General features: G+C 73.2%; 18 protein-coding genes and 1 pseudogene. 13 read left to right on the forward strand and 6 right to left on the reverse strand.

The genetic code is table 11. The annotated features are described in order from the left end of the window. The first annotated feature begins 74 nt into the window (after nucleotides 1-74). The 6 genes from ABZW10_RS02955 to hutI all read left to right on the forward strand — a co-directional run bounded on the left by ABZW10_RS02955 (nucleotide 75) and on the right by hutI (nucleotide 7,239). Nucleotides 75-944: a MurR/RpiR family transcriptional regulator gene (locus ABZW10_RS02955; RefSeq protein WP_355358799.1), complete on the forward strand. Its 870-nt coding sequence runs from the start codon at nucleotides 75-77 to the stop codon at nucleotides 942-944. Nucleotides 945-1,023: 79 nt separating this feature from the next. Further along, on the forward strand, nucleotides 1,024-1,371 hold the full coding sequence (locus ABZW10_RS02960) for a hypothetical protein (RefSeq protein WP_355358802.1): 348 nt from the start codon (nucleotides 1,024-1,026) through the stop codon (nucleotides 1,369-1,371). 420 nt (nucleotides 1,372-1,791) lie between these two features. Then, nucleotides 1,792-3,447, forward strand: coding sequence for a urocanate hydratase (gene hutU, locus ABZW10_RS02965; protein WP_355358954.1), 1,656 nt, complete (start codon nucleotides 1,792-1,794; stop codon nucleotides 3,445-3,447). 29 nt (nucleotides 3,448-3,476) lie between these two features. Next, a complete protein-coding gene (locus ABZW10_RS02970) occupies nucleotides 3,477-4,661 on the forward strand; it encodes an allantoate amidohydrolase (protein WP_355358957.1) in 1,185 nt (394 codons plus the stop codon). A gap of 20 nt (nucleotides 4,662-4,681) precedes the next feature. After that, on the forward strand, nucleotides 4,682-6,028 hold the full coding sequence (locus ABZW10_RS02975) for a formimidoylglutamate deiminase (protein ID WP_355358805.1): 1,347 nt from the start codon (nucleotides 4,682-4,684) through the stop codon (nucleotides 6,026-6,028). Nucleotides 6,029-6,069: 41 nt separating this feature from the next. Continuing rightward, entirely contained in the window at nucleotides 6,070-7,239 is a 1,170-nt protein-coding gene (hutI, locus tag ABZW10_RS02980; RefSeq protein ID WP_355358960.1) for an imidazolonepropionase, read from the forward strand. Nucleotides 7,240-7,303: 64 nt separating this feature from the next. Here the strand turns inward: hutI and ABZW10_RS02985 are convergent, their stop codons facing one another. Both ABZW10_RS02985 and ABZW10_RS02990 read right to left on the reverse strand, forming a co-directional pair. Further along, nucleotides 7,304-9,400, reverse strand: coding sequence for a prolyl oligopeptidase family serine peptidase (locus ABZW10_RS02985; protein WP_355358808.1), 2,097 nt, complete (start codon nucleotides 9,398-9,400; stop codon nucleotides 7,304-7,306). A 170-nt stretch (nucleotides 9,401-9,570) separates the two neighbouring features. After that, a complete protein-coding gene (locus tag ABZW10_RS02990) occupies nucleotides 9,571-11,079 on the reverse strand; it encodes an oligopeptide:H+ symporter (RefSeq protein ID WP_355358811.1) in 1,509 nt (502 codons plus the stop codon). Nucleotides 11,080-11,404: 325 nt separating this feature from the next. Here ABZW10_RS02990 and ABZW10_RS02995 point away from each other — a divergent pair, with 325 nt between their 5' ends. Both ABZW10_RS02995 and ABZW10_RS03000 read left to right on the forward strand, forming a co-directional pair. Then, a complete protein-coding gene (locus tag ABZW10_RS02995; protein ID WP_344329242.1) occupies nucleotides 11,405-12,079 on the forward strand; it encodes a response regulator transcription factor in 675 nt (224 codons plus the stop codon). A gap of 52 nt (nucleotides 12,080-12,131) precedes the next feature. Then, nucleotides 12,132-13,379, forward strand: a complete 1,248-nt coding sequence (locus ABZW10_RS03000; RefSeq protein WP_355358815.1) for an ATP-binding protein — start codon at nucleotides 12,132-12,134, stop codon at nucleotides 13,377-13,379. Nucleotides 13,380-13,421: 42 nt separating this feature from the next. Here ABZW10_RS03000 and ABZW10_RS03005 read toward each other — a convergent pair. Next, a pseudogene (locus tag ABZW10_RS03005) lies at nucleotides 13,422-13,715 on the reverse strand (ester cyclase); the annotation flags it as partial. A gap of 183 nt (nucleotides 13,716-13,898) precedes the next feature. Continuing rightward, the gene (locus ABZW10_RS03010) at nucleotides 13,899-14,489 is read right to left on the reverse strand and encodes a GtrA family protein (protein WP_355358818.1); all 591 of its coding nucleotides are present in this window, start codon (nucleotides 14,487-14,489) and stop codon (nucleotides 13,899-13,901) included. A gap of 249 nt (nucleotides 14,490-14,738) precedes the next feature. Between ABZW10_RS03010 and ABZW10_RS03015 the strand changes: the two genes are divergently transcribed. From ABZW10_RS03015 to ABZW10_RS03025, 3 genes are read left to right on the forward strand one after another with little or no spacing between them, the layout of a single operon-like run. Then, the gene (locus ABZW10_RS03015; protein ID WP_355358821.1) at nucleotides 14,739-15,896 is read left to right on the forward strand and encodes a 5-(carboxyamino)imidazole ribonucleotide synthase; all 1,158 of its coding nucleotides are present in this window, start codon (nucleotides 14,739-14,741) and stop codon (nucleotides 15,894-15,896) included. Further along, nucleotides 15,893-16,426: a 5-(carboxyamino)imidazole ribonucleotide mutase gene (gene purE / locus ABZW10_RS03020; protein WP_355358824.1), complete on the forward strand. Its 534-nt coding sequence runs from the start codon at nucleotides 15,893-15,895 to the stop codon at nucleotides 16,424-16,426. The genes ABZW10_RS03015 and purE overlap by 4 nt, the downstream gene beginning before the upstream one ends. A 35-nt stretch (nucleotides 16,427-16,461) precedes the next feature. Continuing rightward, complete coding sequence (locus ABZW10_RS03025; RefSeq protein ID WP_355358827.1) at nucleotides 16,462-17,697, forward strand: dipeptidase; 1,236 nt, start codon at nucleotides 16,462-16,464, stop codon at nucleotides 17,695-17,697. A 16-nt stretch (nucleotides 17,698-17,713) separates the two neighbouring features. Here ABZW10_RS03025 and ABZW10_RS03030 read toward each other — a convergent pair whose 3' ends face one another. Together ABZW10_RS03030 and ABZW10_RS03035 are read right to left on the reverse strand one after the other, a co-directional pair. Continuing rightward, nucleotides 17,714-18,127, reverse strand: coding sequence for a CoA-binding protein (locus tag ABZW10_RS03030; RefSeq protein ID WP_355358830.1), 414 nt, complete (start codon nucleotides 18,125-18,127; stop codon nucleotides 17,714-17,716). Nucleotides 18,128-18,212: 85 nt separating this feature from the next. Continuing rightward, on the reverse strand, nucleotides 18,213-19,550 hold the full coding sequence (locus ABZW10_RS03035; RefSeq protein ID WP_355358833.1) for a UDP-glucose/GDP-mannose dehydrogenase family protein: 1,338 nt from the start codon (nucleotides 19,548-19,550) through the stop codon (nucleotides 18,213-18,215). A gap of 167 nt (nucleotides 19,551-19,717) precedes the next feature. Here ABZW10_RS03035 and ABZW10_RS03040 point away from each other — a divergent pair, with 167 nt between their 5' ends. Both ABZW10_RS03040 and ABZW10_RS03045 read left to right on the forward strand, forming a co-directional pair. Then, a complete protein-coding gene (locus ABZW10_RS03040) occupies nucleotides 19,718-20,944 on the forward strand; it encodes an LCP family protein (RefSeq protein WP_355358836.1) in 1,227 nt (408 codons plus the stop codon). A gap of 95 nt (nucleotides 20,945-21,039) precedes the next feature. Then, nucleotides 21,040-21,491: acyl-CoA dehydrogenase family protein (locus tag ABZW10_RS03045; protein WP_355358839.1), on the forward strand; the 452-nt coding region annotated here is incomplete at its 3' end.

Consider the following 21,491-nt stretch of genomic DNA (forward strand, 5'->3'; position numbering starts at 1 on the left):
GTACGAGACGTCTTTGCCAGCGGCCCGCCGCTGCTGCACAGTCATCCGAACAGCTCGCATCCGGAGGTACCGCCATGACCGCCACCGACGACGCCGGCCCGGTCGGTCCCTCCGCCCGGCTGCTCCAGCTCTTCGAAGGCCACCGGCTCACCCCCACCCAGCGGCGGATCGCGCACTCGCTGGTGCGGCACGCCACCCAGGCGCCGTTCCTCTCCAGCGTCGAGGTCGCCGAACTCGCCGGCGTCAGCCAGCCGTCGGTGACCCGCTTCGCGGTGGCCCTCGGTTACGACGGCTACCCGGCGCTGCGCAAGCAGCTGCGCGAACTCGGCGCCGGCGAGCCCGCCGCCCCCGAGAGCCCGGCCGACGCCGTGCGCAACGAGCACCAGCAGGCCGTCCTCGCCGAGATCGAGCACCTGCGCCACCTCGCCGAACTGCTCGCCGACCCCGAGCCCGTCACCCGCGCCGCCCGGCTGCTCGCGGCCTCCCGCCCGCTGCCCGTCCTCGGCCTGCGGGCCGCCTCCGCGCAGGCGCGCGGCTTCGCGTACTTCGCCGCCAAGGTGCACCCGGACATCCGGCTGCTCGACGAGGGCGGCAGCATGCTCGCCGACCGCCTCGAACAGGCCTCCGCGGCGGGCGCGAGCGCGCTGCTCTGCTTCGCCCTGCCGCGCTACCCGCGCGAGCTGATGGACGCCCTGACGGTGGCCCGGGACTGCGGACTGACCGTCATCACGGTGGCCGACAGCGTCTTCGCGCCGGTCGCCAAGCTCTCCGACCTGATGCTGCCGGCCGCCGTCGGCACCGGCCTGGTCTTCGACACGGCCTGCGCGCCGATGATGCTCGGCCGGGTGCTGCTGCAGCGCATGTGCGACGAACTCCCGGGCACCGAGGCGCGGTTGGAGTCCATCGAGCAGTCGGCGGCGGCCCGCGGGCTGTTCCTGGAGTAGGACGCGGCCCGACGCGGCGCCGTATCCGCAGGTTGGCGACCCGTCCGGGGCGGGCATCACTCCGTCAGGGGGTGCCGCCATGCGTGTGATCCACGAGATGAAGTTCGTCGGCCGGCTCGCCTCCGGATCCGACGAGTGGTCCTGCCCGACCTGCGGACGCCGTGTCACCCTGCGCCGTCTGCCCGACCCCGAACTCACCGTCCTCGATCCGGGCGACGAGACCGTCGTCCACGTCGGGGTGATCGAACCCGATGCCCGTGCCGCCGCGGCCGCCGAACGGTACGGCCTCGGCCCCGTCCAGGAGATCCCTCGCCCGCCCCGCAACCCCGTGCCCCCCGGCGCCCCGGCGGCCGTCGTCCCCGACGACGCCGACCGCCGCTGGCTGGAGGAGATCGGCATCCGCTGGGGCGACGACGCCGCCGCGTGACCGGTGCGTGCCGCCGCGCGAACGCGGCAGGACCCCGCCGCGGAGTGCGGCGGGGCCCTGCCGGTGCGCTTGAGTTCCAGGGGGCGAGGCAACGGCCGGACCGCGGGTTGAACACCGTGCCGTCCGCCTGCGGCAGCCGGACCTGGTTGCCGCCGCCGTTGCACGTCCACAGCGCGGTCGCGGTGCCGTTGCCGGTGCCGTTCCCGTAGGCGTCAAGGTCACAGAGATCCCCCCAAGGATCGACCGGACGGGGCAGTCCCGTTGGTTCGTGCGCAGCATGGTGGTGCGTCGCGGTGGGCGCCGATGGTTTTCCGGCCGGTGGTGTCCGACCCCTGGCCGAGGGCTGAATGTTTGGATATATTCAGCCAAGTTGAGCCTGAATGAATTCATCCGCAAGGAGACCGGGACATGGTGCAGCAGGTGAGCGGACCGCGCGAGGTGCGGGCGGCACGGGGAACGGCGCTGACGACGCAGGGGTGGCAGCAGGAGGCGGCTCTGCGGATGCTGATGAACAACCTCGACCCCGAGGTGGCCGAGCACCCGTCGAAGCTGGTCGTCTACGGCGGCACCGGCAAGGCGGCGCGCGACTGGCGCTCCTTCGATGCCATGGTGCGCACGCTCCAGGGGCTGAAGCAGGACGAGACCATGCTGGTGCAGTCCGGGCGGCCGGTCGGCGTCATGCAGACCCACGAGTGGGCGCCGCGGGTGCTGATCGCCAACTCCAACCTGGTCGGCGACTGGGCCAACTGGGAGGAGTTCCGCCGGCTGGAGAGCCTCGGGCTCACCATGTACGGGCAGATGACCGCCGGTTCGTGGATCTACATCGGCACCCAGGGCATCCTCCAGGGCACCTACGAGACCTTCGCCGCCGTCGCCGACAAGCGGTTCGACGGCACCCTGGCGGGCACCATCACCCTCACCGCCGGCCTCGGCGGCATGGGCGGCGCCCAGCCGCTCGCCGTCACCATGAACGGCGGCGTGGCGATCTGCGTCGACTGCGACCCGTCCCGGATCGCCCGCCGGATCGAGCACCGCTACCTGGACGTCGAGGCCAAGGACCTCGGCCACGCCCTGGAGCTCGCCACCGCCGCCCGCGACAAGCGGCAGCCGCTCTCCATCGGCGTGCTCGGCAACGCCGCCGAGCTGGTCCCGCAGCTGCTCGCGATGGACGCGCCGATCGACATCGTCACCGACCAGACCAGCGCCCACGACCCGCTGAGCTACCTGCCGGTCGGCGTCGCCTTCGACGACATGGCCGACTACGCCGCCGAGAAGCCCGCCGAGTTCACCCAGCGCGCCCGCGAGTCGATGGCCCGGCACGTCGAGGCGATGGTCGGCTTCCAGGACCGCGGCGCCGAGGTCTTCGACTACGGCAACTCGATCCGCGGCGAGGCCCAGCTGGCCGGCTACGACCGCGCCTTCGCCTTCCCCGGCTTCGTCCCCGCCTACATCCGGCCGCTGTTCTGCGAGGGCAAGGGCCCGTTCCGCTGGGCCGCCCTGTCCGGCGACCCGCAGGACATCCGGAAGACCGACAAGGCCGTCCTCGACCTCTTCCCGGAGAACGAGTCGCTGCACCGCTGGATCCGGATGGCCCAGGAGAAGGTGCACTTCCAGGGCCTGCCCGCGCGGATCTGCTGGCTCGGCTACGGCGAGCGCGACAAGGCCGGCGAGCGGTTCAACGACATGGTCGCCTCCGGCGAGCTGTCCGCGCCGATCGTCATCGGCCGCGACCACCTGGACTGCGGCTCGGTCGCCTCCCCCTACCGGGAGACCGAGTCGATGCTCGACGGCTCCGACGCGATCGCCGACTGGCCGCTGCTCAACGCCATGGTCAACGTCGCCTCCGGCGCGTCCTGGGTCTCCATCCACCACGGCGGCGGCGTCGGCATCGGCCGCTCGATCCACGCCGGGCAGGTCACCGTCGCCGACGGCACCGCGCTGGCCGGCGAGAAGATCCGCCGGGTGCTCACCAACGACCCGGGCATGGGCGTCATCCGGCACGTCGACGCCGGCTACGACCGGGCCGTCGAGGTCGCCGACGAGCGCGGTGTCCGCGTCCCGATGGGCGAGCTGTGACCGGGCTGACCGCCGGAAGCTTCGAGCGGATGTGGGCGGAGCTGCTCCCCGTGGGCCGCTCCGCCGCGTCCGGCGGCTACCGCCGGTTCGCCTGGAACGCCGCCGACGCCGAGTGCCGCGCCTGGTTCGCGCAGCAGGCCCGTGACCGCGGCCTGGCCTACGAGCTGGACCGCAACGGCAACCAGTGGGCCTGGCTGGGCGATCCGGAGGCGGGCGGCGCCGTGGTCACCGGCTCGCACCTGGACTCCGTCCCCGACGGCGGCGCCTTCGACGGCCCGCTCGGCGTGGTGTCCTCCTTCGCGGCGCTGGACGAACTGCGTGCCAGGAACTCGCGGTTCAGCAGGCCGCTGGCGGTCGTCAACTTCGGCGACGAGGAGGGCGCCCGGTTCGGCGTGGCCTGCATCGGCTCCCGGCTCAGTGCCGGGGTGCTCGGCCGGGAGGCCGCGTACGAGCTGCGCGACGCCGACGGGGTGCGGCTGCCGGACGCGATGGAGCGGGCCGGCCAGGACCCGACCGCGATCGGCGCCGACGGCGAGCGGCTCGCCCGGATCGGCGCCTTCGTCGAGCTCCACGTCGAGCAGGGCCGCCACCTCGCCGAGGACCGCCCGGTCGGCGTCGCCTCGGCGATCTGGCCGCACGGCCGGTGGCGGTTCGACTTCCACGGCGAGGCCAACCACGCCGGCACCACCCGGATCGAGGACCGTCGCGACCCGATGCTGACCTACGCCACCACCGTGCTCGCCGCCCGCAAGAAGGCGCGGCTCGCGGGCGCGCTGGCCACCTTCGGCAAGGTCGCCGTCGAGCCCAACGGCACCAACGCGATCGCCTCGCTGGTCCGCGGCTGGCTGGACTCCCGGGCGGCCGACGAGGCCACCCTCACCGAGCTGGTCGCGGAGATCGAACACGCCGCGGCCGAGCGCGGCGGGCGCGACGGCGTCCGGGTCGAGCTGACCCGTGAGTCCTACACCCCGGTGGTGGACTTCGACGGCCCGCTGCGCGACCGCCTCGCCGCCCGCCTCGGCGGCGCCCCGGTGCTGCCCACCGGCGCGGGACACGACGCCGGGATCCTGGCATCGGCCGTGCCGACCGCCATGCTGTTCGTGCGGAACCCCAGCGGTGTCTCGCACTCCCCGGCGGAACACGCCGAGACGGCCGACTGCCTGGCCGGCGTCGCCGCCCTCGCCGACGTACTGGAGGACCTGGCGTGTCAGTAGGCCGTGCCGGAGGCGCGCAAATGACAACCTTCTGGGCGCAGTACGCGTGGCTGCCGCACGTGAACGGGCCGGTGGTCGAGCAGGACGTCCTGATCGGCACCGGCGCCGACGGCAGGATCACCGAGGTGCGGCCGGACAGCGGGCCCTGCCCGCCCGGCGCCGTCCGGCTGGCGGGGCTGCTGCTGCCGGGCCAGGCCAACGCCCACTCGCACGCCTTCCACCGGGCGCTGCGCGGCCATGTCCAGGTCGGCTCCGGCACCTTCTGGACCTGGCGCGACACCATGTACCGGTTCGCCGGAGCGCTCGACCCGGACCGCTATCTGGCGCTCGCCACCGCCGTCTACGCGGAGATGGCGCTCGCCGGGATCACCGCCGTCGGCGAGTTCCACTACCTGCACCACGCGCCCGGCGGCGTCCGCTACGACGACCCCAACGCGATGGGCGAGGCGCTGATCGAGGCCGCCGCCCGGGCCGGCATCCGGATCACCCTGCTCGACACCTGCTACCTGTCCTCCGGCTTCGGCGCCGAGCCGACCAGGCCGCAGCTCCGGTTCAGCGACGGTGACGCCGACGCCTGGGCCGAGCGGGCCGACGCCCTGCGCCCGCGCGCGCACGCCCGGATCGGCGCCGCCGTCCACTCGGTGCGCGCCGTGCCCGCGGAGCAGCTCGGCACCGTCGCCCACTGGGCGGCGATGCGCGAGGCGCCACTGCACGTCCACCTGTCCGAGCAGACCGCCGAGAACGACGCCTGCCTCGCCGCGCACGGGGTCACCCCGACCCGGCTGCTCGCCGACCACGGCGCGCTCGGCCCGCGCACCTCGGCCGTGCACGCCACCCACCTCACCGAGGAGGACGTCAAGCTGCTGACCGACTCCTCCACCGCCGTCTGCATGTGCCCCACGACCGAACGGGACCTCGCGGACGGCATCGGCCCGGCCCGGCAGCTGGCCTCCGGCGGCTGCCCGATCACCCTCGGCAGCGACAGCCACGCCGTCGTCGACCCGTTCGAGGAGGCCCGGGCACTGGAGCTGGACGAGCGGCTGCGCACCCGCACCCGCGGCCACTGGACGGCCAACGCGCTGCTGCGGGCCGGTACCGAGGACGGGCACGCCTCGCTCGGCTGGCCCGAGGCCGGGCGGATCGAGGCCGGCGCCCTGGCCGACTTCACCGTGATCGCGCTGGACTCGGTGCGCACCGCGGGCCCGCCGCCCCGGCTCGGCGCGGAGATCGCGGTGTTCGCGGCCTCGGCGGCGGACGTGCGGCACGTGGTGGTCGGCGGTCGCCAGGTGGTCCGGGACGGCGCGCACCTGCTGGTGCCGGACGTGCCGGGCGCGCTGAGATCCTCGATCGACGCCCTGAGCTGCTGAGCTGTCGTTCTCCCGAAAGGCAAGACGTGACCTCCCCGAGCATTCCGAGCACGCTGATCACCGGCATCGGCACGCTGGTCACCAACGACCCCGCGCACGGGACCGGGCCGCTCGGCCTGCTCACCGACGCGGCGGTGGTGATCGACGGCGACGCCGTCGCCTGGGTCGGCCCGGCCGCCGAGGCGCCCGCCGCCGACGAGCGGTTCGACGCGGCGGGCCGCGCCCTGCTGCCCGGCTTCGTCGACTCGCACGCCCACCTGGTCTTCGCCGGCGACCGTACCGCCGAGTTCAACGCCCGGATGTCCGGGCAGTCCTACTCGGCGGGCGGCATCCGCACCACGGTGGCCGCCACCCGGGCCGCCGCCGACGCCGAGCTGGACGCCAACCTGGCCCGGCTGGTGCGCGAGGCGCTGCGCCAGGGCACCACGCTGGTCGAGTGCAAGTCCGGCTACGGGCTCACCGTCGAGGACGAGTCCCGGGCGCTGCGGATCGCCTCCTCGTACACGCCGGAGACCACCTACCTGGGCGCCCACGTGGTGGCCCCGGAGTTCGCCGACGACCCGGCCGGCTACGTCGAGCTGGTCACCGGCCCGATGCTGGACGCCTGCGCGCCGTACGCCCGCTGGGTGGACGTGTTCTGCGAGAAGGGCGCCTTCGACGGCGACCAGGCGCGGGCGATCCTCACCGCCGGGGTGGAGCGCGGGCTGACCCCCCGGGTGCACGCCAACCAGCTGACGTACGGTCCGGGCGTGCAGCTGGCCGTGGAGCTGGGCGCGGCCTCGGCCGACCACTGCACCCACCTCACCGACGAGGACGTGGCCGCGCTGGCCGGCTCCTCGACGGTGGCGACCCTGCTGCCCGGCGCCGAGTTCTCCACCCGGGCGGTGTACCCGGACGCGCGCCGGCTGCTGGACGCGGGGGCGGTGGTGGCGCTGTCCACCGACTGCAACCCGGGCTCCAGCTTCACCAGCTCGATGGCGTTCTGCATCGCGGTGGCGGTGCGCGAGATGGGCATGACGCCCGACGAGGCCCTCTGGTCGGCGACGGCGGGCGGCGCGCACGCGCTGCGGCGTACGGACGTCGGCACGGTGACGGTGGGCGCGCGGGCGGACCTGCAGCTGCTGGACGCGCCCTCGCACGTGCACCTGGCGTACCGGCCGGGTGTGCCGCTGACGGCGGCGGTCTGGCGCGCGGGCGTGCGCGAGGTCTGAGCGGGGTCCCGGGCAACGGAGGACGGCGGCGGGGTCCCGGGCGGGGCCCCGCCGCCGTCCTCGTTCACCGGCCGAGCTCCAGCGACCTGCGCAGGAAGTCGAGCTGGTGGTGGAGCAGGTGCTCGGCCACCGCCTCGTCGCTCGGCGAGTGGCCGGTGCCGACGAGCGGCAGGACCTCGTGCGGGCGTCCGGCGGCGAGCAGCGCGGCGGACAGCCGCAGGGTGTGGGCGGGCAGCACGTTGTCGTCGGCGAGGCCCTGGATCAGCAGCAGCGGGCGCCGCAGCCCGGGTGCGTCGGGCAGCAGCGAGGCGGCGTCGTACCGCTCGGGGTGCTCGTCGGGGTGGCCGAGGAAGCGTTCCTTCCAGTGGGTGTCGTAGAGCCGGTGGTCGGTGGGGGCGGCTCCGGCGACGGCGGCGTGGAAGACGTCGGGGCGGCGCAGCACGGCGAGGGCGGCCAGGAAGCCGCCGTAGGACCAGCCGCGGACGGCGACCCGGTCGAGGTCGAGCAGTCCGGGGCGCTGGGCGGCGGTCGCGTGCAGGGCCTCGACCTGGTCGGCGAGGGCGGGGCCGGCGACGTCCGCGTGGACGGTCTTCTCCCAGCGCGGGCCGCGTCCGGGGGTGCCGCGGCCGTCGACGGCGAGCACGGCGAAGCCCTGGTCGGCGAACCACTGGGAGGTGAGGTCCCACCAGTGCGGGGCGGCGGTGACCTTCTGCATCGCGGGCCCGCCGTAGGGGTCGAGCAGGACGGGCAGCGGGCCGTCCCCGGGGCGGTGGGCGGCGGGCAGGAAGAGCGTGGCGCGCAGCTTGCGGGGGCCGAGGCGGAGCGGCTCGGGGCGGGCGGTGAGGACGGGCGTCTCGGCGTGCGAGGCCAGGGTCCGGACGGGGCGGCCGTCGCGGTGGACGGTGGTGCGGCCGGTGGGCGCGCCGGGCGTGCGTGCGAGGTGGACGAGCGTGCCGTCGCGGCGCGCGCCGGTGTGCACGCCGGGCTCGTGGCTCAGTCGGACGGCGCCCGAGGCCTGGTCCCACGACCACAAATGGGTCTCGGTCGGCTCGTCGGAGGCGGTGAAGAGCACCTGTCCGCCGTCGGTTCCGACCACGGAGCGTATCTGGAGGCCGGGTGGGGTGACGGGCTCGCCGTCGACGGTGAGGTGCCGGGTGTCGCCGCGGTCGGCGCAGTCGACCAGCGCGCCGGCGGCGGTGCGGACGGGCAGGCCGGGGAGCAGTTCGACCCAGTGCTCGTCGCGCCGCTCGGCGAGGACCCGGGTGGCGCCGTCGGCGGGGTCGACGGCGAGGGTGAGCAGGGTGCGCTGGTCGCGGCTCTGCACGGCGGCGTACGGGCCGTGGGCGTCCCAGCCGGCGGCGGTGAGGTACTCGTACCCGGCCCGGTCCCAGCGGACCTCGGTGCGCCCGCCGTCGAGGCCGAGCAGCCAGAGGGTGACCTCGGCGTTGTCGGTGCCGGCCAGGGGGTAGCGGATGACGCGCGGTGCCCGGGCCGGGTCGGCCGGGTCGGCGAGGTGGAGGCGGCGCAGCGGGCGCTCGTCGACCCGGGCGGCCAGCAGCCGGGTGCCGTCGGGGGACCACCAGTGGGCCCGGTGGCGGTGCATGGACTCGGCGGCGACGTGCTCGGGCACGCCGTAGCGGACCTCGGCGTGCTCGGGTTCGGCGAGCGCGCGGTCCGCGCCGCCGTCGGTGTCGACGACCCGCAGGGCGCCGCCGCCGACGTAGGCGATCCGCCGGCCGGTGGGGTCGGGGCGCGGGTCGTACACCTCGGTGGCGGTGGGGACGCGGCGGACCTCGCCGGTGGCGGTGTCGGCGAGCCAGAGGCCGCCGCCGAGGGCGAAGGCGGCGAGCCGGCCGGCGGCGTCGGTGGCGTACGCGGTGATGCCGTGGGCGTGGACGCGGGCGCGTTCGCGGCGGATCCGTTCGGCCTCGGGCAGCTCGGCGTCGGAGCGGCCGGCGCCGAGGGCGGCGGGGTCGGCGAGCAGGCGTTCCTCGCCGCTGTCGGTGTCCAGGGCCCAGAGGCAGGTGACGGGGTCGTCGCCGCCCCGGCTGCGCAGGAAGAGCACGGTGCGCCCGTCGGCGCCGATGGCCGGCTGGGCGGGGGCGCCGAGGGTGAGGCGCCGGGTGCGGGCGAGCTGGCGGGGGAGCGAATCGGTCGGCACGGGAGCGGTCCGCGCGGGGGCGGTCGGCAGGGAGTCGGCTGGCACGGAGTCGGTCGGCATGGGGCACCGTAGGCATACCCGCGGGCCGTGGTCGAGGGGATAAGAAGACGACCGGGGCCGTCGCGGATCTCAGGAATCCGCGACGGCCCCGGGACCGGGTGAGGCAGGCGTCAGTGGACGTCGCCCATCAGCTGCACGACCTTGCGGCGGTACGCGTAGAGGGCCAGGCCGGCGACGATCGCCATGCCGCCCTGGACCGCGAAGTACCAGGTCGAGCCGACCACGCTGTCGCCGAGGACCAGCTGGAAGATGGCCGCGACGCAGTCGCCGGCGGTGACGGCGAGGAACCAGACGCCCATCATCTGGCTGGCGTACTTGGTCGGGGCCAGCTTGGTGGTGACGGACAGGCCGACGGGGGAGAGGGTCAGCTCGCCGACGGTCTGGATGAGGTAGACCATGGCCAGCCAGAGCGGCGTGACGTTGGCACCACCGGAGGCGGCGGCCATGGCCAGCATCATGACCATGAACGAGACGCCGATCATCAGCAGGCCGAAGGAGAACTTCGCCGTGGTGCTGGGGTTCTTGGAGCGGCGCGAGAGCGCCACCCAGATCCAGGCGAAGACCGGGGCCAGGGCCATGATGTACAGCGGGTTGAGCGACTGGAACCAGCTGGACGGGAAGTCGAAGCCGAACAGCGTGGACGAGGTGTGGTCCTGCGCGAAGATGTTCAGCGTCGAGCCGGACTGGTCGTAGATCATCCAGAACACGGCGGCGGCGACGAAGAACCAGATGTAGCCGCTCATCCGGGACTGCTCGGTCGCGTCGAGCTCCTTGTCGCGCTTCACCTTGGCGAAGACGAAGACCGGGATCGCCAGGCCCGCGATGGACAGCGGCCAGATCGCCCAGTTGATGGTGAAGTGGCCGGTCAGCGCGACGATCGCGTAGAAGACGACGGCGGCGGCGAGCCAGGCGCCGGCCTTCTTGAAGATGGCGCTCTTCTCGGCGGCCGAGATCGGCGAGGTGACCACGTTGCTCTTGGGGCTCAGGTGGCGGGTGCCCAGCAGGAACTGGGTGAGGCCCAGGGCCATGCCGACGCCGGCGAGCGCGAAGCCGAGGTGCCAGTTCACGTTCTGGCCGATGGTGCCGATGACCAGCGGGGCGGCGAAGGCACCGAGGTTGATGCCCATGTAGAAGATCGTGAAGCCGCCGTCCCGGCGCGGGTCGTTGGGCCCGTCGTAGAGGTGGCCGACCATCGTGGAGATGTTCGCCTTGAGCAGGCCGGAGCCGATCGCGATGAACACGAGGCCGCCGAAGAACGAGACGCTGACCGGCAGGGCCAACAGGAAGTGGCCGATCATGATGATCGAGCCGCCGAGGGCGACGGTCTTCCGGGCACCGAGGAAGCGGTCGGCGATCCAGCCGCCCGGGAGGGCCAGCAGGTAGACCATCGCGGTGTACACGCTGTACACCGCGGAGGCGGTGGCGAGCTTCATGCCGAGACCGCCGTCGGTGACGGAGGCGGTCATGTAGAGCACCAGCAGGGCACGCATGCCGTAGTAGCTGAAGCGCTCCCACATCTCGCTCATGAAGAGCGTGGCGAGGCCCCGGGGGTGCCCGAGGAAGGTCTTGCCGCCGGGAGAGGCCGACTGAACGCCGGACTCCATGGTCGTAGACGCCATGAGTAGTGGTTCCTTGCCTGACAGCGTCCGCCAAGGGTGGCGGCGGACGGGACAGAACCACTCTACGTGGCGACATTTGGCGTTATCAGCTGACAAAAGAGGCCAATTAGGTATGCCGATGGTAAAGACAGCGACAGATTCACCTCATTGATCCATGGTAGGACAGGCAAAATCCCTTCGGTTTCAAGATCAAAGCGAAGGATCTTCACCGAACGGGCGGTCCGGGCGTGTCGGTTGAGGCATGTTCGCGCTCCGTATAACGATCACGCAGTGTGAACTACCTCACGGGGCCGACGGGTATTCCCCGGCGGACTACCATCACCACATGACCTGTGTGCTGCTCGCCGAGGACGACCCGGCGATCTCCGAACCGCTCGCCCGGGCACTGCGACGCGAGGGCTACGAGGTGCTCGTCCGCGAGGACGGTCCGTCCGCACTGGCCGCGGGGCTCGGCGAAGAGGTCGACCTCATCGTCCTGGACCTCGGCCTGCCCGAGATGGACGGGCTGGAGGTCTGCCGCCGGCTGCGCGCGGACGGCCGCAGCTGCCCCGTCCTGGTGCTCACCGCCCGCGCCGACGAGGTCGACACGGTCGTCGGCCTGGACGCCGGCGCCGACGACTACGTCACCAAGCCCTTCCGCCTCGCCGAGCTGCTCGCCCGCGTCCGGGCCCTGCTGCGGCGCGGCAACGTCGACCAGCTCACCACCGGCGCGCACGGCGTCAAGATCGACATCGAGTCGCACCGCGCCTGGCTCGGCGAGGAGGAGCTCACCCTCTCCGCCAAGGAGTTCGAGCTGCTGCGGGTGCTCGTCCGGGACGCCGGCCGGGTGGTCACCCGCGAGGAGATCATGCGGCAGGTCTGGGACACCACCTGGTGGACCTCCACCAAGACCCTGGACATGCACATCTCCTGGCTGCGCAAGAAGCTCGGCGACGATGCGGCCAACCCCCGCTACATCGCCACCGTGCGCGGAGTGGGGTTCCGCTTCGAGAAGAATTAGAGGTCAGCGGGCATCCCGGCCGGGGGCGTCCATCACCACGGGGAGCCGCGGCGTGAAACGCCGGATGATCAACTCGCTGCTGTGCGTCGTCCTGGTGGTGGTCGTGGTGTTCTGCGTCCCGCTCGCCCTGGTCGAGAAGCGCACCATCGTCAACAGCGCCCAGGACCGGGTGGACGCCGCCGCCGTCCGGGTGCTCGCCCTGGTGGAGAACCGGCTCGCCGCCCAGGAGCCGGTCACCGGGGACAAGTTCGCCAACCAGGTCTCCGAGGGCCAGTACGTCGAGGTCGACATCCCCGGCCAGGGGATCGTCTCCAGCGGCGAGCGGCCCGACAACGGCCACCTGCTCAAGGCCGTCGAGCGCGGCGCCAGCGGCGAGACCGTGACCGTCGAGCAGTCCCGCGAGGCGGTCGACCACGAGATCGCCAACATGCTGCTGCTGCTCGGCGTGGTCGCGCTGCTCGCCGTGCAGGCCGCCGTCGCCCTCGCCGTCTGGCAGGCCAAGCGGCTGGCCCGCCCGCTCACCGACCTCGCCGAGACCGCCGAACGGCTCGGCTCCGGCGACCCGCGCCCGCGCGACCGCCGCTACGGGGTGCCCGAGCTCGACCGGGTCGCCGAGGTGCTCGACACCAGCGCCGAGCGGATCGCCCGGATGCTCACCGCCGAACGCCGGCTCGCCGCCGACGCCTCGCACCAGCTGCGCACCCCGCTGACGGCGCTCTCCATGCGGCTGGAGGAGATCACCGCGGTCGCCGAGGATCCGGAGACCGTCAAGGAGGAGGCCACCATCGCCCTCCAGCAGGTCGAGCGGCTCACCGACGTCGTCCAGCGGCTGCTCACCACCCAGCGCGACCCGCGCAGCCCCACCGCCGTCGCCTTCGACCTCGATGACGTGGTCAAGCAGCAGATCGAGGAGTGGGGGCCGTCGCTGCGCGGCACCGGCCGGGTGCTCCAGGTGGAGGGCCTGCACGGGGTCATCGCGGTCGGCACCCCCGGCACGGTCGCCCAGGTGCTGGCCACCCTGATCGAGAACTCGCTGATGCACGGCGCCGGCACGATCACCCTGCGGGTGCGGCCGTCCGGGACGTCGGTGGTCGTCGAGGTGCAGGACGAGGGCCCCGGGGTGCCGGCCGAGCTGGGCAACCGGGTCTTCGAGCGCGCCGTCAGCGGCCGCAACTCGACCGGCATCGGCCTCGCCGTCGCCCGCGACCTCGCGGAGGCGGACGGCGGGCGGCTGGAGCTGCTCTCGCTGCGGCCGGCGGTGTTCGCGCTCTTCCTGGGCCGCAGCCAGCGCGAGGGGTGATCCCCGGCGGACGGGTCCGGGGCGGGGGTCGGAGCTCGGTCAGAGCTTGGCGTCCCGGACCACGTCGAGGTCGGTGAAGGTGGGCGGCGCGTCGCAGAGCGCGACCATCTCGCGGTAGATCCGGTCGGTCTCCGGCAGGCCCGAGTTGCGCATCGCGGCCTCGTACGAGGGGAACTCGACGATCTCCACCACGTGCCGCGGGTCGGAGCGGTCGGTGCCGACCAGGGCGTGGTCGACGGTCCGCCGGCCCTCGGTCTGCTCGACCCAGCGGTCCAGCAGGCCGTTGAGTTCGTCGAGGTGGTCGGTGCGGCAGTCGATGAGCTGGACGAAGGTCATGGCGAGCCTCCTGCGTCCCCCGCGGCCTCGATCGTTCGCCGGCCGTGCTCGCCCTCCGTCACCACTGTCCTCCGGCGGCGGCCGGGGCGCCAACCGGGGCGCCGGGCGTCCGTGTCGGGCAGCGGTGCCGGGCAGCGGTGTCGGGCGGGGGCGCAGGGGACACCGGGGGCGCCGGGTGGCGGCCTACTCGGCCTTGGCGTAGCGGATCTGCTCGGCGGCCAGCATCAGCTCGGCCTGGGCGACCACGGCGGCGGCCGGTGCGTCCGGGGCCTGCGGGGCGTCCGACGCGGCCTGCGCGCGGGCCTCGGCGAGCTGCTCCTCGGTCGGCTCCGGGACGGCCTTGAACACCCAGGTCCGGTAGGAGATGAAGCGGAACACCGTGCCGAGCGCCAGGCCGAGCACCTTCGCGGCCAGCTGCTCGAAGTGGGAGGAGAGCCCCAGCACGTAGACCGAGAAGCCGAGCACCCCGGTCTCGATCAGCATGCCGGCGCCGCTGAACACCAGGAACAGCGTGATCTCCCGCTTGCGCGAGGCGGCGTCGCGGTCCCGGTACAGCCAGTAGCGGTAGCCCAGGTAGTTGGTGGCGATCGCGACCAGCGTGGCGGCGATGTTGGAGCGCAGTGAGGCCAGGTGGAGACCGTTCAGGCAGACCCAGAAGACGGCGAAGTTCACCACCACGCCGCTGAGGCCGACCAGACCGAACTTCACCGCCTCGCCCGACAGGCCGCGCAGCTTCTGCGCCAGCGAGGGGTTCGACCCCGTGGTCGTCGCCATACCGGGCTGCCTCCGTGTGCCTGCGTGCCTGCGGACGGAAGGGTGCCGAGGCCTGAGTGCCGTCAACCCCTTGAGCCCTGCGTGCACACACATGATCGGATCGCGCGTACCAGGACCTAGCCGACCAGGCTACCCGGTTACACCGATCGGCTCAGCACCCCTGACGCGTCCACCCGGGTCCACCCACCGGGACGCCGTTGCGCGGGGAGCGGTTCCACGGCCTCCGACCGGCCCGGATATCCTGGCGGGGTGACTTCCCCGGGCAACGCGAATTTTCCAGTGGTGGGCATGATCGGCGGCGGGCAGCTTGCCCGCATGGCACATCAGGCGGGCATCCCGCTCGGGATCCGGTTCAAGCTCCTCGCCGACACTCCCCAGGACTCGGCCGCGCAGGTCGTCTCCGACGTCGTCCTCGGCGACTACCGCGACCTCGACACCCTCCGGCGCTTCGCCGAGGGCTGCGACGTCATCACCTTCGACCACGAGCACGTGCCGACCGAGCACCTGCGGGCCCTGCAGGCCGACGGCGTCGCCGTCCGGCCCGGCCCGGACGCGCTGGTCAACGCCCAGGACAAGGGCGTGATGCGGGCCAGGCTGGACTCCATCGGCGTCCCCTGCCCCCGGCACCGGATCGTCGCCGACCCGGCCGACGTGACCGCCTTCGCGAACGAGGGCACGGGTTACCCGGTGGTCCTCAAGACCGTCCGCGGCGGCTACGACGGCAAGGGCGTCTGGGTGGTCGGCGACGAGGAGCAGGCCGCGGCCCCGTTCCTGGCCGGCGTCCCGGTGCTCGCCGAGGAGAAGGTCGACTTCGTCCGCGAGCTGGCCGCCAACGTGGTGCGCTCGCCCAGTGGCCAGGCCGTCGCCTACCCGGTCGTGGAGAGCGTCCAGGAGAACGGCGTCTGCGCCGAGGTCACCGCCCCGGCGCCGGACCTCGACCCCGCGCTGTCCGACGAGGCCCAGCAGCTCGCCCTGCGGATCGCCGGCGAGCTGGACATCACCGGCCACCTCGCCGTCGAGCTGTTCCAGACCCGCGACGGCCGGATCCTGGTCAACGAGCTGGCCATGCGGCCGCACAACTCCGGGCACTGGAGCCAGGACGGCGCCGTCACCTCGCAGTTCGAGAACCACCTGCGGGCCGTCCTCGACCTGCCGCTCGGCGACCCCCGGCCGCGCGCCAGGTGGACCGTCATGGTCAACGTCCTGGGCGGCGACTACCCGGACATGTACCACGCCTTCCTGCACTGCATGGCCCGCGACCCCGGCCTGCGGATCCACATGTACGGCAAGGACGTGAAGCCCGGCCGCAAGGTCGGCCACGTCAACGTCTTCGGGGACGACCTCGACGACGTCCGCGAGCGCGCCCGCCACGCGGCCGCCTACCTGCGAGGAACGATCACCGAATGACCTCTTCCACCACCCCGGTTGTCGGCATCGTCATGGGCTCGGACTCCGACTGGCCGGTGATGGAGGCCGCCGCCCAGGCCCTCGACGAGTTCGAGATCCCCTACGAGGTCGACGTCGTCTCCGCGCACCGGATGCCGCGCGAGATGGTGGCCTACGGCGAGAACGCCCACAAGCGCGGGCTGAAGGCGATCATCGCCGGTGCCGGCGGCGCCGCCCACCTGCCGGGCATGCTCGCCTCGGTCACCCCGCTGCCGGTGATCGGCGTGCCGGTCCCGCTGCGCTACCTGGACGGCATGGACAGCCTGCTGTCGATCGTGCAGATGCCGGCCGGTGTGCCGGTGGCCACCGTCTCGGTGGCGGGCGCGCGCAACGCGGGCCTGCTGGCGGTGCGGATGCTGGCCGCCTTCGACCCGGAGCTGACCGAGCGGATGACCGACTTCCAGACCGAGCTGAACGCCCAGGCCACCGACAAGGGCAAGAAGCTGCGCGCCAAGGTGGCGGGTTCGGCGTCCTTCGGCTTCGGGAAGTAGTCACAAAAGTAGTTCTGTCGGATACAACAGCTCGTATGACCTCAGAGCCGCTGGATCCCACCCCCGCCGACGACGCCGCCCTGCTGGAGCGCGCCCGGGCCGTCCTGCGTGCCACCCCCGTGGTGGACGGCCACAACGACCTCCCCTGGGCGATGCGCGAGCAGGTCGGCTACGACCTCGACGCGCTCGACCTGGCCGCCGACCAGAGCGACCGTCTGCACACCGACCTCGCCCGCCTCACCGCGGGCGGGGTCGGCGCGCAGTTCTGGTCCGTCTACGTGCCCAGCCGGCTCGCCGGGGACCACGCGGTCAGCGCCACCCTCGAACAGATCGACTTCGTCCACGCCCTGGTCGACCGCTTCCCCGACCGGCTGCGGCTCGCGCTCACCGCCGACGACCTGGAGGCCGCCCGCGCCGAGGGCCGCATCGCCTCCCTCATCGGCGCCGAGGGCGGCCACTCCGTCGACTGCTCGCTCGCCACCCTGCGCGCCCTGTACGCGCTCGGCGTCCGGTACATGACGCTCACCCACAACGACAACACCCCGTGGGCCGACTCCGCCACCGACAAGCCCGTCGCCGGCGGCCTCACCGCCTTCGGAGAGGAGGTCGTCCGGGAGATGAACCGGGTCGGCATGCTCGTCGACCTCTCGCACGTCTCCGCCGACACCATGCGCGACGCGCTGCGGGTCAGCGAGGCGCCCGTGATCTTCTCGCACTCCTCCTCGCGCGCCGTCTGCGCCCACCCGCGCAACATCCCTGACGACGTGCTCGCGCAGCTCCCCGGCAACGGCGGCGTGGCGATGGGCACCTTCGTGCCCAAGTTCATCCTGCCCGCCGCCATCGAGTGGACCGCCGCCGCGGACGAGAACATGCGCGCCCACGGCTTCGACCACCTGGACACCACCCCCGCCGCGATGGCCTGCCAGCGCGCCTTCGAGCAGGCCAACCCGCGCCCGGTCGCCACCGTCGCCACCGTCGCCGACCACCTCGACCACATGCGCGAGGTCGCCGGCGTCGACCACATCGGCATCGGCGGCGACTACGACGGCACCGCCTTCCTCCCGGACGGCCTCGACGACGTCGCCGGCTACCCCAACCTGATCGCCGAGCTGCTCCGCCGCGGCTGGTCCGACACCGACCTCTCCAAGCTCACCTGGCACAACGCCGTCCGCGTCCTGCGCGACGCCGAATCCACCGCCACCCGCCTCCGCACCGAGGGCCGCCCCCGCTCCCTCGCCACCCTCGCCGGCCTCGACGGACTCGACGGCTGACCCGGGAGCGGCCGGTTCAGCCCAGCGCCGGGATCTCGATGGCCGGGCACCGGTCCATGACCATCTCCACCCCGGCGGCGGTGGTCCGCTCGTACGCGGCCTCGTCGACCACGCCGAGCTGGAACCAGACCGCCCCGGCGCCGACGGCCACCGCCTGGTCGGCGACCGCGCCCGCCAGCTCGCTGTTCACGAAGACGTCCACCACGTCGACCGGGAAGGGGATCTCGGCGAGCGAGCGGTAGCCCTGCTCGCCGAGGACCGTCTCGGCCTTCGGGTGGACGGGCACGATCCGCTTGCCGTAGCGCTGCAGCACCTGGGCCACCCGGTAGGCGGCGCGGGCGGTGTTGGTGGACAGGCCGACCACCGCCCAGGTGTCGCCCTTGGCGGTGAGGATGGAGCGGACCGTCGCTTCGTCGCCGTAGTTCGTCATGACCGGGGCAACGACCGGCCCCGGTCGGGGATTCCCGCCGCGGTTCCCGGTGCGGTTCCTGCCGGGGACCGCGGCGGGACCCGGGTCAGCTGGGGCGGCCGAGGGCGCGGTAGGTCCAGCCGGCGGCGCGCCAGGCGTCGGCGTCGAGCACGTTGCGTCCGTCGAGGAGGCGGCGCTCGGCGACCACCGCGCCCAGCTCGGCCGGGTCGAGGCTGCGGAACTCCTGCCACTCGGTGAGGTGCAGGACGACGTGCGCGCCCTCGGCGGCCTCCAGTGCCGAGGGCGCGTAGGCCAGGCCCGGGAACATCTTGCGGGCGTTGTCCATCGCCTTGGGGTCGTAGACGGTGACCTGCGCGCCCTGGAGCTGGATCTGGGCGGCGACGTTGAGCGCGGGCGAGTCCCGGATGTCGTCCGAGTTGGGCTTGAACGCGGCGCCGAGGACGGCGACCCGACGGCCCAGGAAGCCGCCGTCGCACTGCTCGCGGGCCAGCTCGACCATCCGGGAGCGGCGGCGCATGTTGATCGAGTCGACCTCGCGCAGGAAGGTCAGCGCCTGGTCGGCGCCCAGCTCGCCGGCCCGCGCCATGAACGCCCGGATGTCCTTGGGCAGGCAGCCGCCGCCGAAGCCCAGGCCGGAGTTGAGGAACTTGCCGCCGATCCGCTCGTCCAGCGCGAGCGCCGCGCTCAGCTGGGTGACGTCGGCGCCGGCCGCCTCGCAGACCTCCGCCATCGCGTTGATGAAGGAGATCTTGGTGGCCAGGAAGGAGTTGGCGGCGGTCTTCACCAGTTCGGCGGTCGCGTAGTCGGTGACCAGGAACGGCACCCCGGAGGCGATCGGCTCGGCGTACACCTCGCGCAGCAGCCGCTCGGCGCGCTCGCTGCGGGCGCCGACCACGATCCGGTCCGGGCGCAGGGTGTCCTGGACGGCGAAGCCCTCGCGCAGGAACTCCGGGTTCCAGGCCAGTTCGGCGCCCTCGCCGACCGGGGCCAGCGCGGCCAGCCGCTCCGCCAGCCGGCCCGCCGAGCCGACCGGCACGGTGGATTTGCCGACCACCAGCACCGGGCGGGTCAGGTGCGGGGCGAGCGCGTCGATCGCGGTGTCCACGTACGACATGTCGGCGGCGAACTCGCCCTTGCGCTGCGGGGTGTTGACGCAGACGAAGTGCACGTCGCCGAACTCTGCGGCCTCCTCGGCGGAGGTGGTGAAGCGCAGTCGTCCGGTCGAACCCTCGTGGCCGGCCACGTGCTTGAGCAGCAGTTCGGACAGGCCCGGCTCGTACATCGGGACCTTGCCGGCGGTCAGGGTGGCGATCTTCTCCGGGTCGATGTCCAGCCCCAGCACCTCGAAGCCGAACTCCGCCATGGCGGCGGCGTGGGTGGCGCCGAGATAGCCGGTGCCGATCACGGAGATGCGGAGGGTCACGGTTTCCCCTTCGGGCGGGCGTCGGGCGGCACGGCTCCGGGTGGTGGCCGCGCCCACCGATGCTATCCGGCCCTACAGGAGGACCCGGACCGTCCCGGCGGGCCCCGGTTCCGGCCGATGTCCGCAAAGCCCCGCGCGGGGGCCGGGGCCGACGGCACAATACGCGCATGGAGCCGGAGGACGAGCGGTCGGGCGAGCCCGTGCGGCGGCCGGACCCGTCCGGGCTGAGCCTCTTCGAACCGAGGGAGCAGCCGGCGGAGCGGCCGGGAGATCCGGGAGATCCGGGGGAGCCGGGGGAACCGGGGGAGTCGGGCCAGGGATCTGACGGCGAGTCCGACGGCCGATCCGACGGCGGATCCGGGAAATCCCGGCGCCGCCGCACCCGGCGGGTGCTGCTCTGGACCGTCTCCACCCTGCTCGCGCTCGTTCTCGGCGCCTGCGGCGCCCTCTGGTGGACGGCCGAGCACTACGCCTCCTCCGTCCACCGCATCCCGGACGCCTTCCCGGCCGTGCCGGAGTCCGCCCAGCCGAAGCCCGTCCCGGGCAGCGGCCTCAACTTCCTGCTGGTCGGCCTGGACGCCCGCTCCGACACCCCCACCACCGGCAGCGCCGCCAAGGCCCCGGCCTGGCAGGCCGGCGCGGCCCGCAGCGACACCATGATGCTGCTGCACCTCTCCGAGGACCGGGGCTCCGCCACCCTGGTCTCGCTGCCCCGCGACACCTGGGTGCCGGTGCCCGGCCACGGCGAGGCCAAGCTGAACGCCGCCTACTCCTGGGGCGGCCCGGCGCTGATGACCGAGACGGTGCAGAACCTCACCGGCATCCGCGTCGACCACCTCGCGGTGATCGACTGGAACGGCTTCCGCGCCCTCACCGACGCGGTCGGCGGCGTCGACATCACCATCCCGCGCACCATCGAGGGCGTCGGCGAGGCCCGCGCCTGGGAGGCCGGCACCCACCACATGGACGGCGCCACCGCGCTGCTCTACGTCCGCGAGCGCTACGGCCTGCCCGGCGGCGACCTCGACCGCACCAAGCGCCAGCAGAACTTCCTGCGGGCGCTGATGCTCAAGGTGATGGATTCCGGCACGCTCTCCGGTCCGGCGCGGCTCGGCGGTCTGCTGGGCACGGTCGGCGAGGTGGTCAGCGTCGACGACCGGTTCTCCAACATCGACCTGTTCCAGCTCGCCTGGAGCCTGCGCTCGTTGCGCGCGGACGGCGTGCGCTTCCTGAACGCGCCGTTCGGTGGCTTCGCGACCCGGGGCGAGCAGAGCGTGGTGCTGCTGGCCGAGCACCCGGCGGAGCGGCTCTGGGAGGCGATCCGCAACGACCGCACCGAGCAGTACTTCCAGGAGCACCGCGCCGGCGACACCCTCGGTGCGGACGTCGACTGACCCGCCAGGGAGGAGCTAGGCAGCCGCAGGTCGGAGCCCTAGGATTCTACTGAACGGTAGTTAACCGGAATCGACTCTCCGAAGAGGCGGGCATCATGGCGGGCAGCGCAGGGGCGGCGGACTTCGATCTCTTCCGGATCTCCGAGGAGCACGGGATGCTGCGTGAGGCGGTGCGTTCGCTGGCCGAGGCGAAGATCGCTCCGTTCGCGGCGGAGGTGGACGAGCAGGGGCGGTTCCCGCAGGAGGCGTTGGAGGCGTTGCGGGGCAATGACCTGCACGCGGTGCATGTGCCGGAGGAGTTCGGGGGTGCGGGGGCGGACGCGCTGGCGACGGTGATCGTGATCGAGGAGGTGGCGCGGGTGTGCGCCTCGTCGTCGTTGATCCCGGCGGTGAACAAGCTGGGTTCGCTGCCGGTGCAGTTGTCGGGTTCGGAGGAGTTGAAGGCGCGGTACCTGGGGGCGCTGGCGCGGGGTGAGGGGATGTTCTCGTACTGCCTGTCGGAGCCGGAGGCGGGTTCGGACGCGGCGGGGATGCGGACGCGGGCGGT

The sequence above is a fragment of the Kitasatospora sp. NPDC004723 genome, assembly GCF_040609255.1.
Lineage (GTDB): Bacteria > Actinomycetota > Actinomycetes > Streptomycetales > Streptomycetaceae > Kitasatospora.

Coding starts and splice junctions, on each gene's coding strand:
- ABZW10_RS03030 (WP_355358830.1), bottom strand. CDS start 18,127: ATGACGAACTACGGCGACGAAGCGACGGTCCGCTCCATCCTCACCGCC.
- ABZW10_RS02975 (WP_355358805.1), top strand. CDS start 4,682: ATGACAACCTTCTGGGCGCAGTACGCGTGGCTGCCGCACGTGAACGGG.
- ABZW10_RS02960 (WP_355358802.1), top strand. CDS start 1,024: ATGCGTGTGATCCACGAGATGAAGTTCGTCGGCCGGCTCGCCTCCGGA.
- ABZW10_RS02970 (WP_355358957.1), top strand. CDS start 3,477: ATGTGGGCGGAGCTGCTCCCCGTGGGCCGCTCCGCCGCGTCCGGCGGC.
- ABZW10_RS03010 (WP_355358818.1), bottom strand. CDS start 14,489: ATGGCGACGACCACGGGGTCGAACCCCTCGCTGGCGCAGAAGCTGCGC.
- ABZW10_RS03040 (WP_355358836.1), top strand. CDS start 19,718: ATGGAGCCGGAGGACGAGCGGTCGGGCGAGCCCGTGCGGCGGCCGGAC.
- ABZW10_RS03025 (WP_355358827.1), top strand. CDS start 16,462: ATGACCTCAGAGCCGCTGGATCCCACCCCCGCCGACGACGCCGCCCTG.
- ABZW10_RS02955 (WP_355358799.1), top strand. CDS start 75: ATGACCGCCACCGACGACGCCGGCCCGGTCGGTCCCTCCGCCCGGCTG.
- ABZW10_RS02990 (WP_355358811.1), bottom strand. CDS start 11,079: ATGGCGTCTACGACCATGGAGTCCGGCGTTCAGTCGGCCTCTCCCGGC.
- purE (WP_355358824.1), top strand. CDS start 15,893: ATGACCTCTTCCACCACCCCGGTTGTCGGCATCGTCATGGGCTCGGAC.
- ABZW10_RS02995 (WP_344329242.1), top strand. CDS start 11,405: ATGACCTGTGTGCTGCTCGCCGAGGACGACCCGGCGATCTCCGAACCG.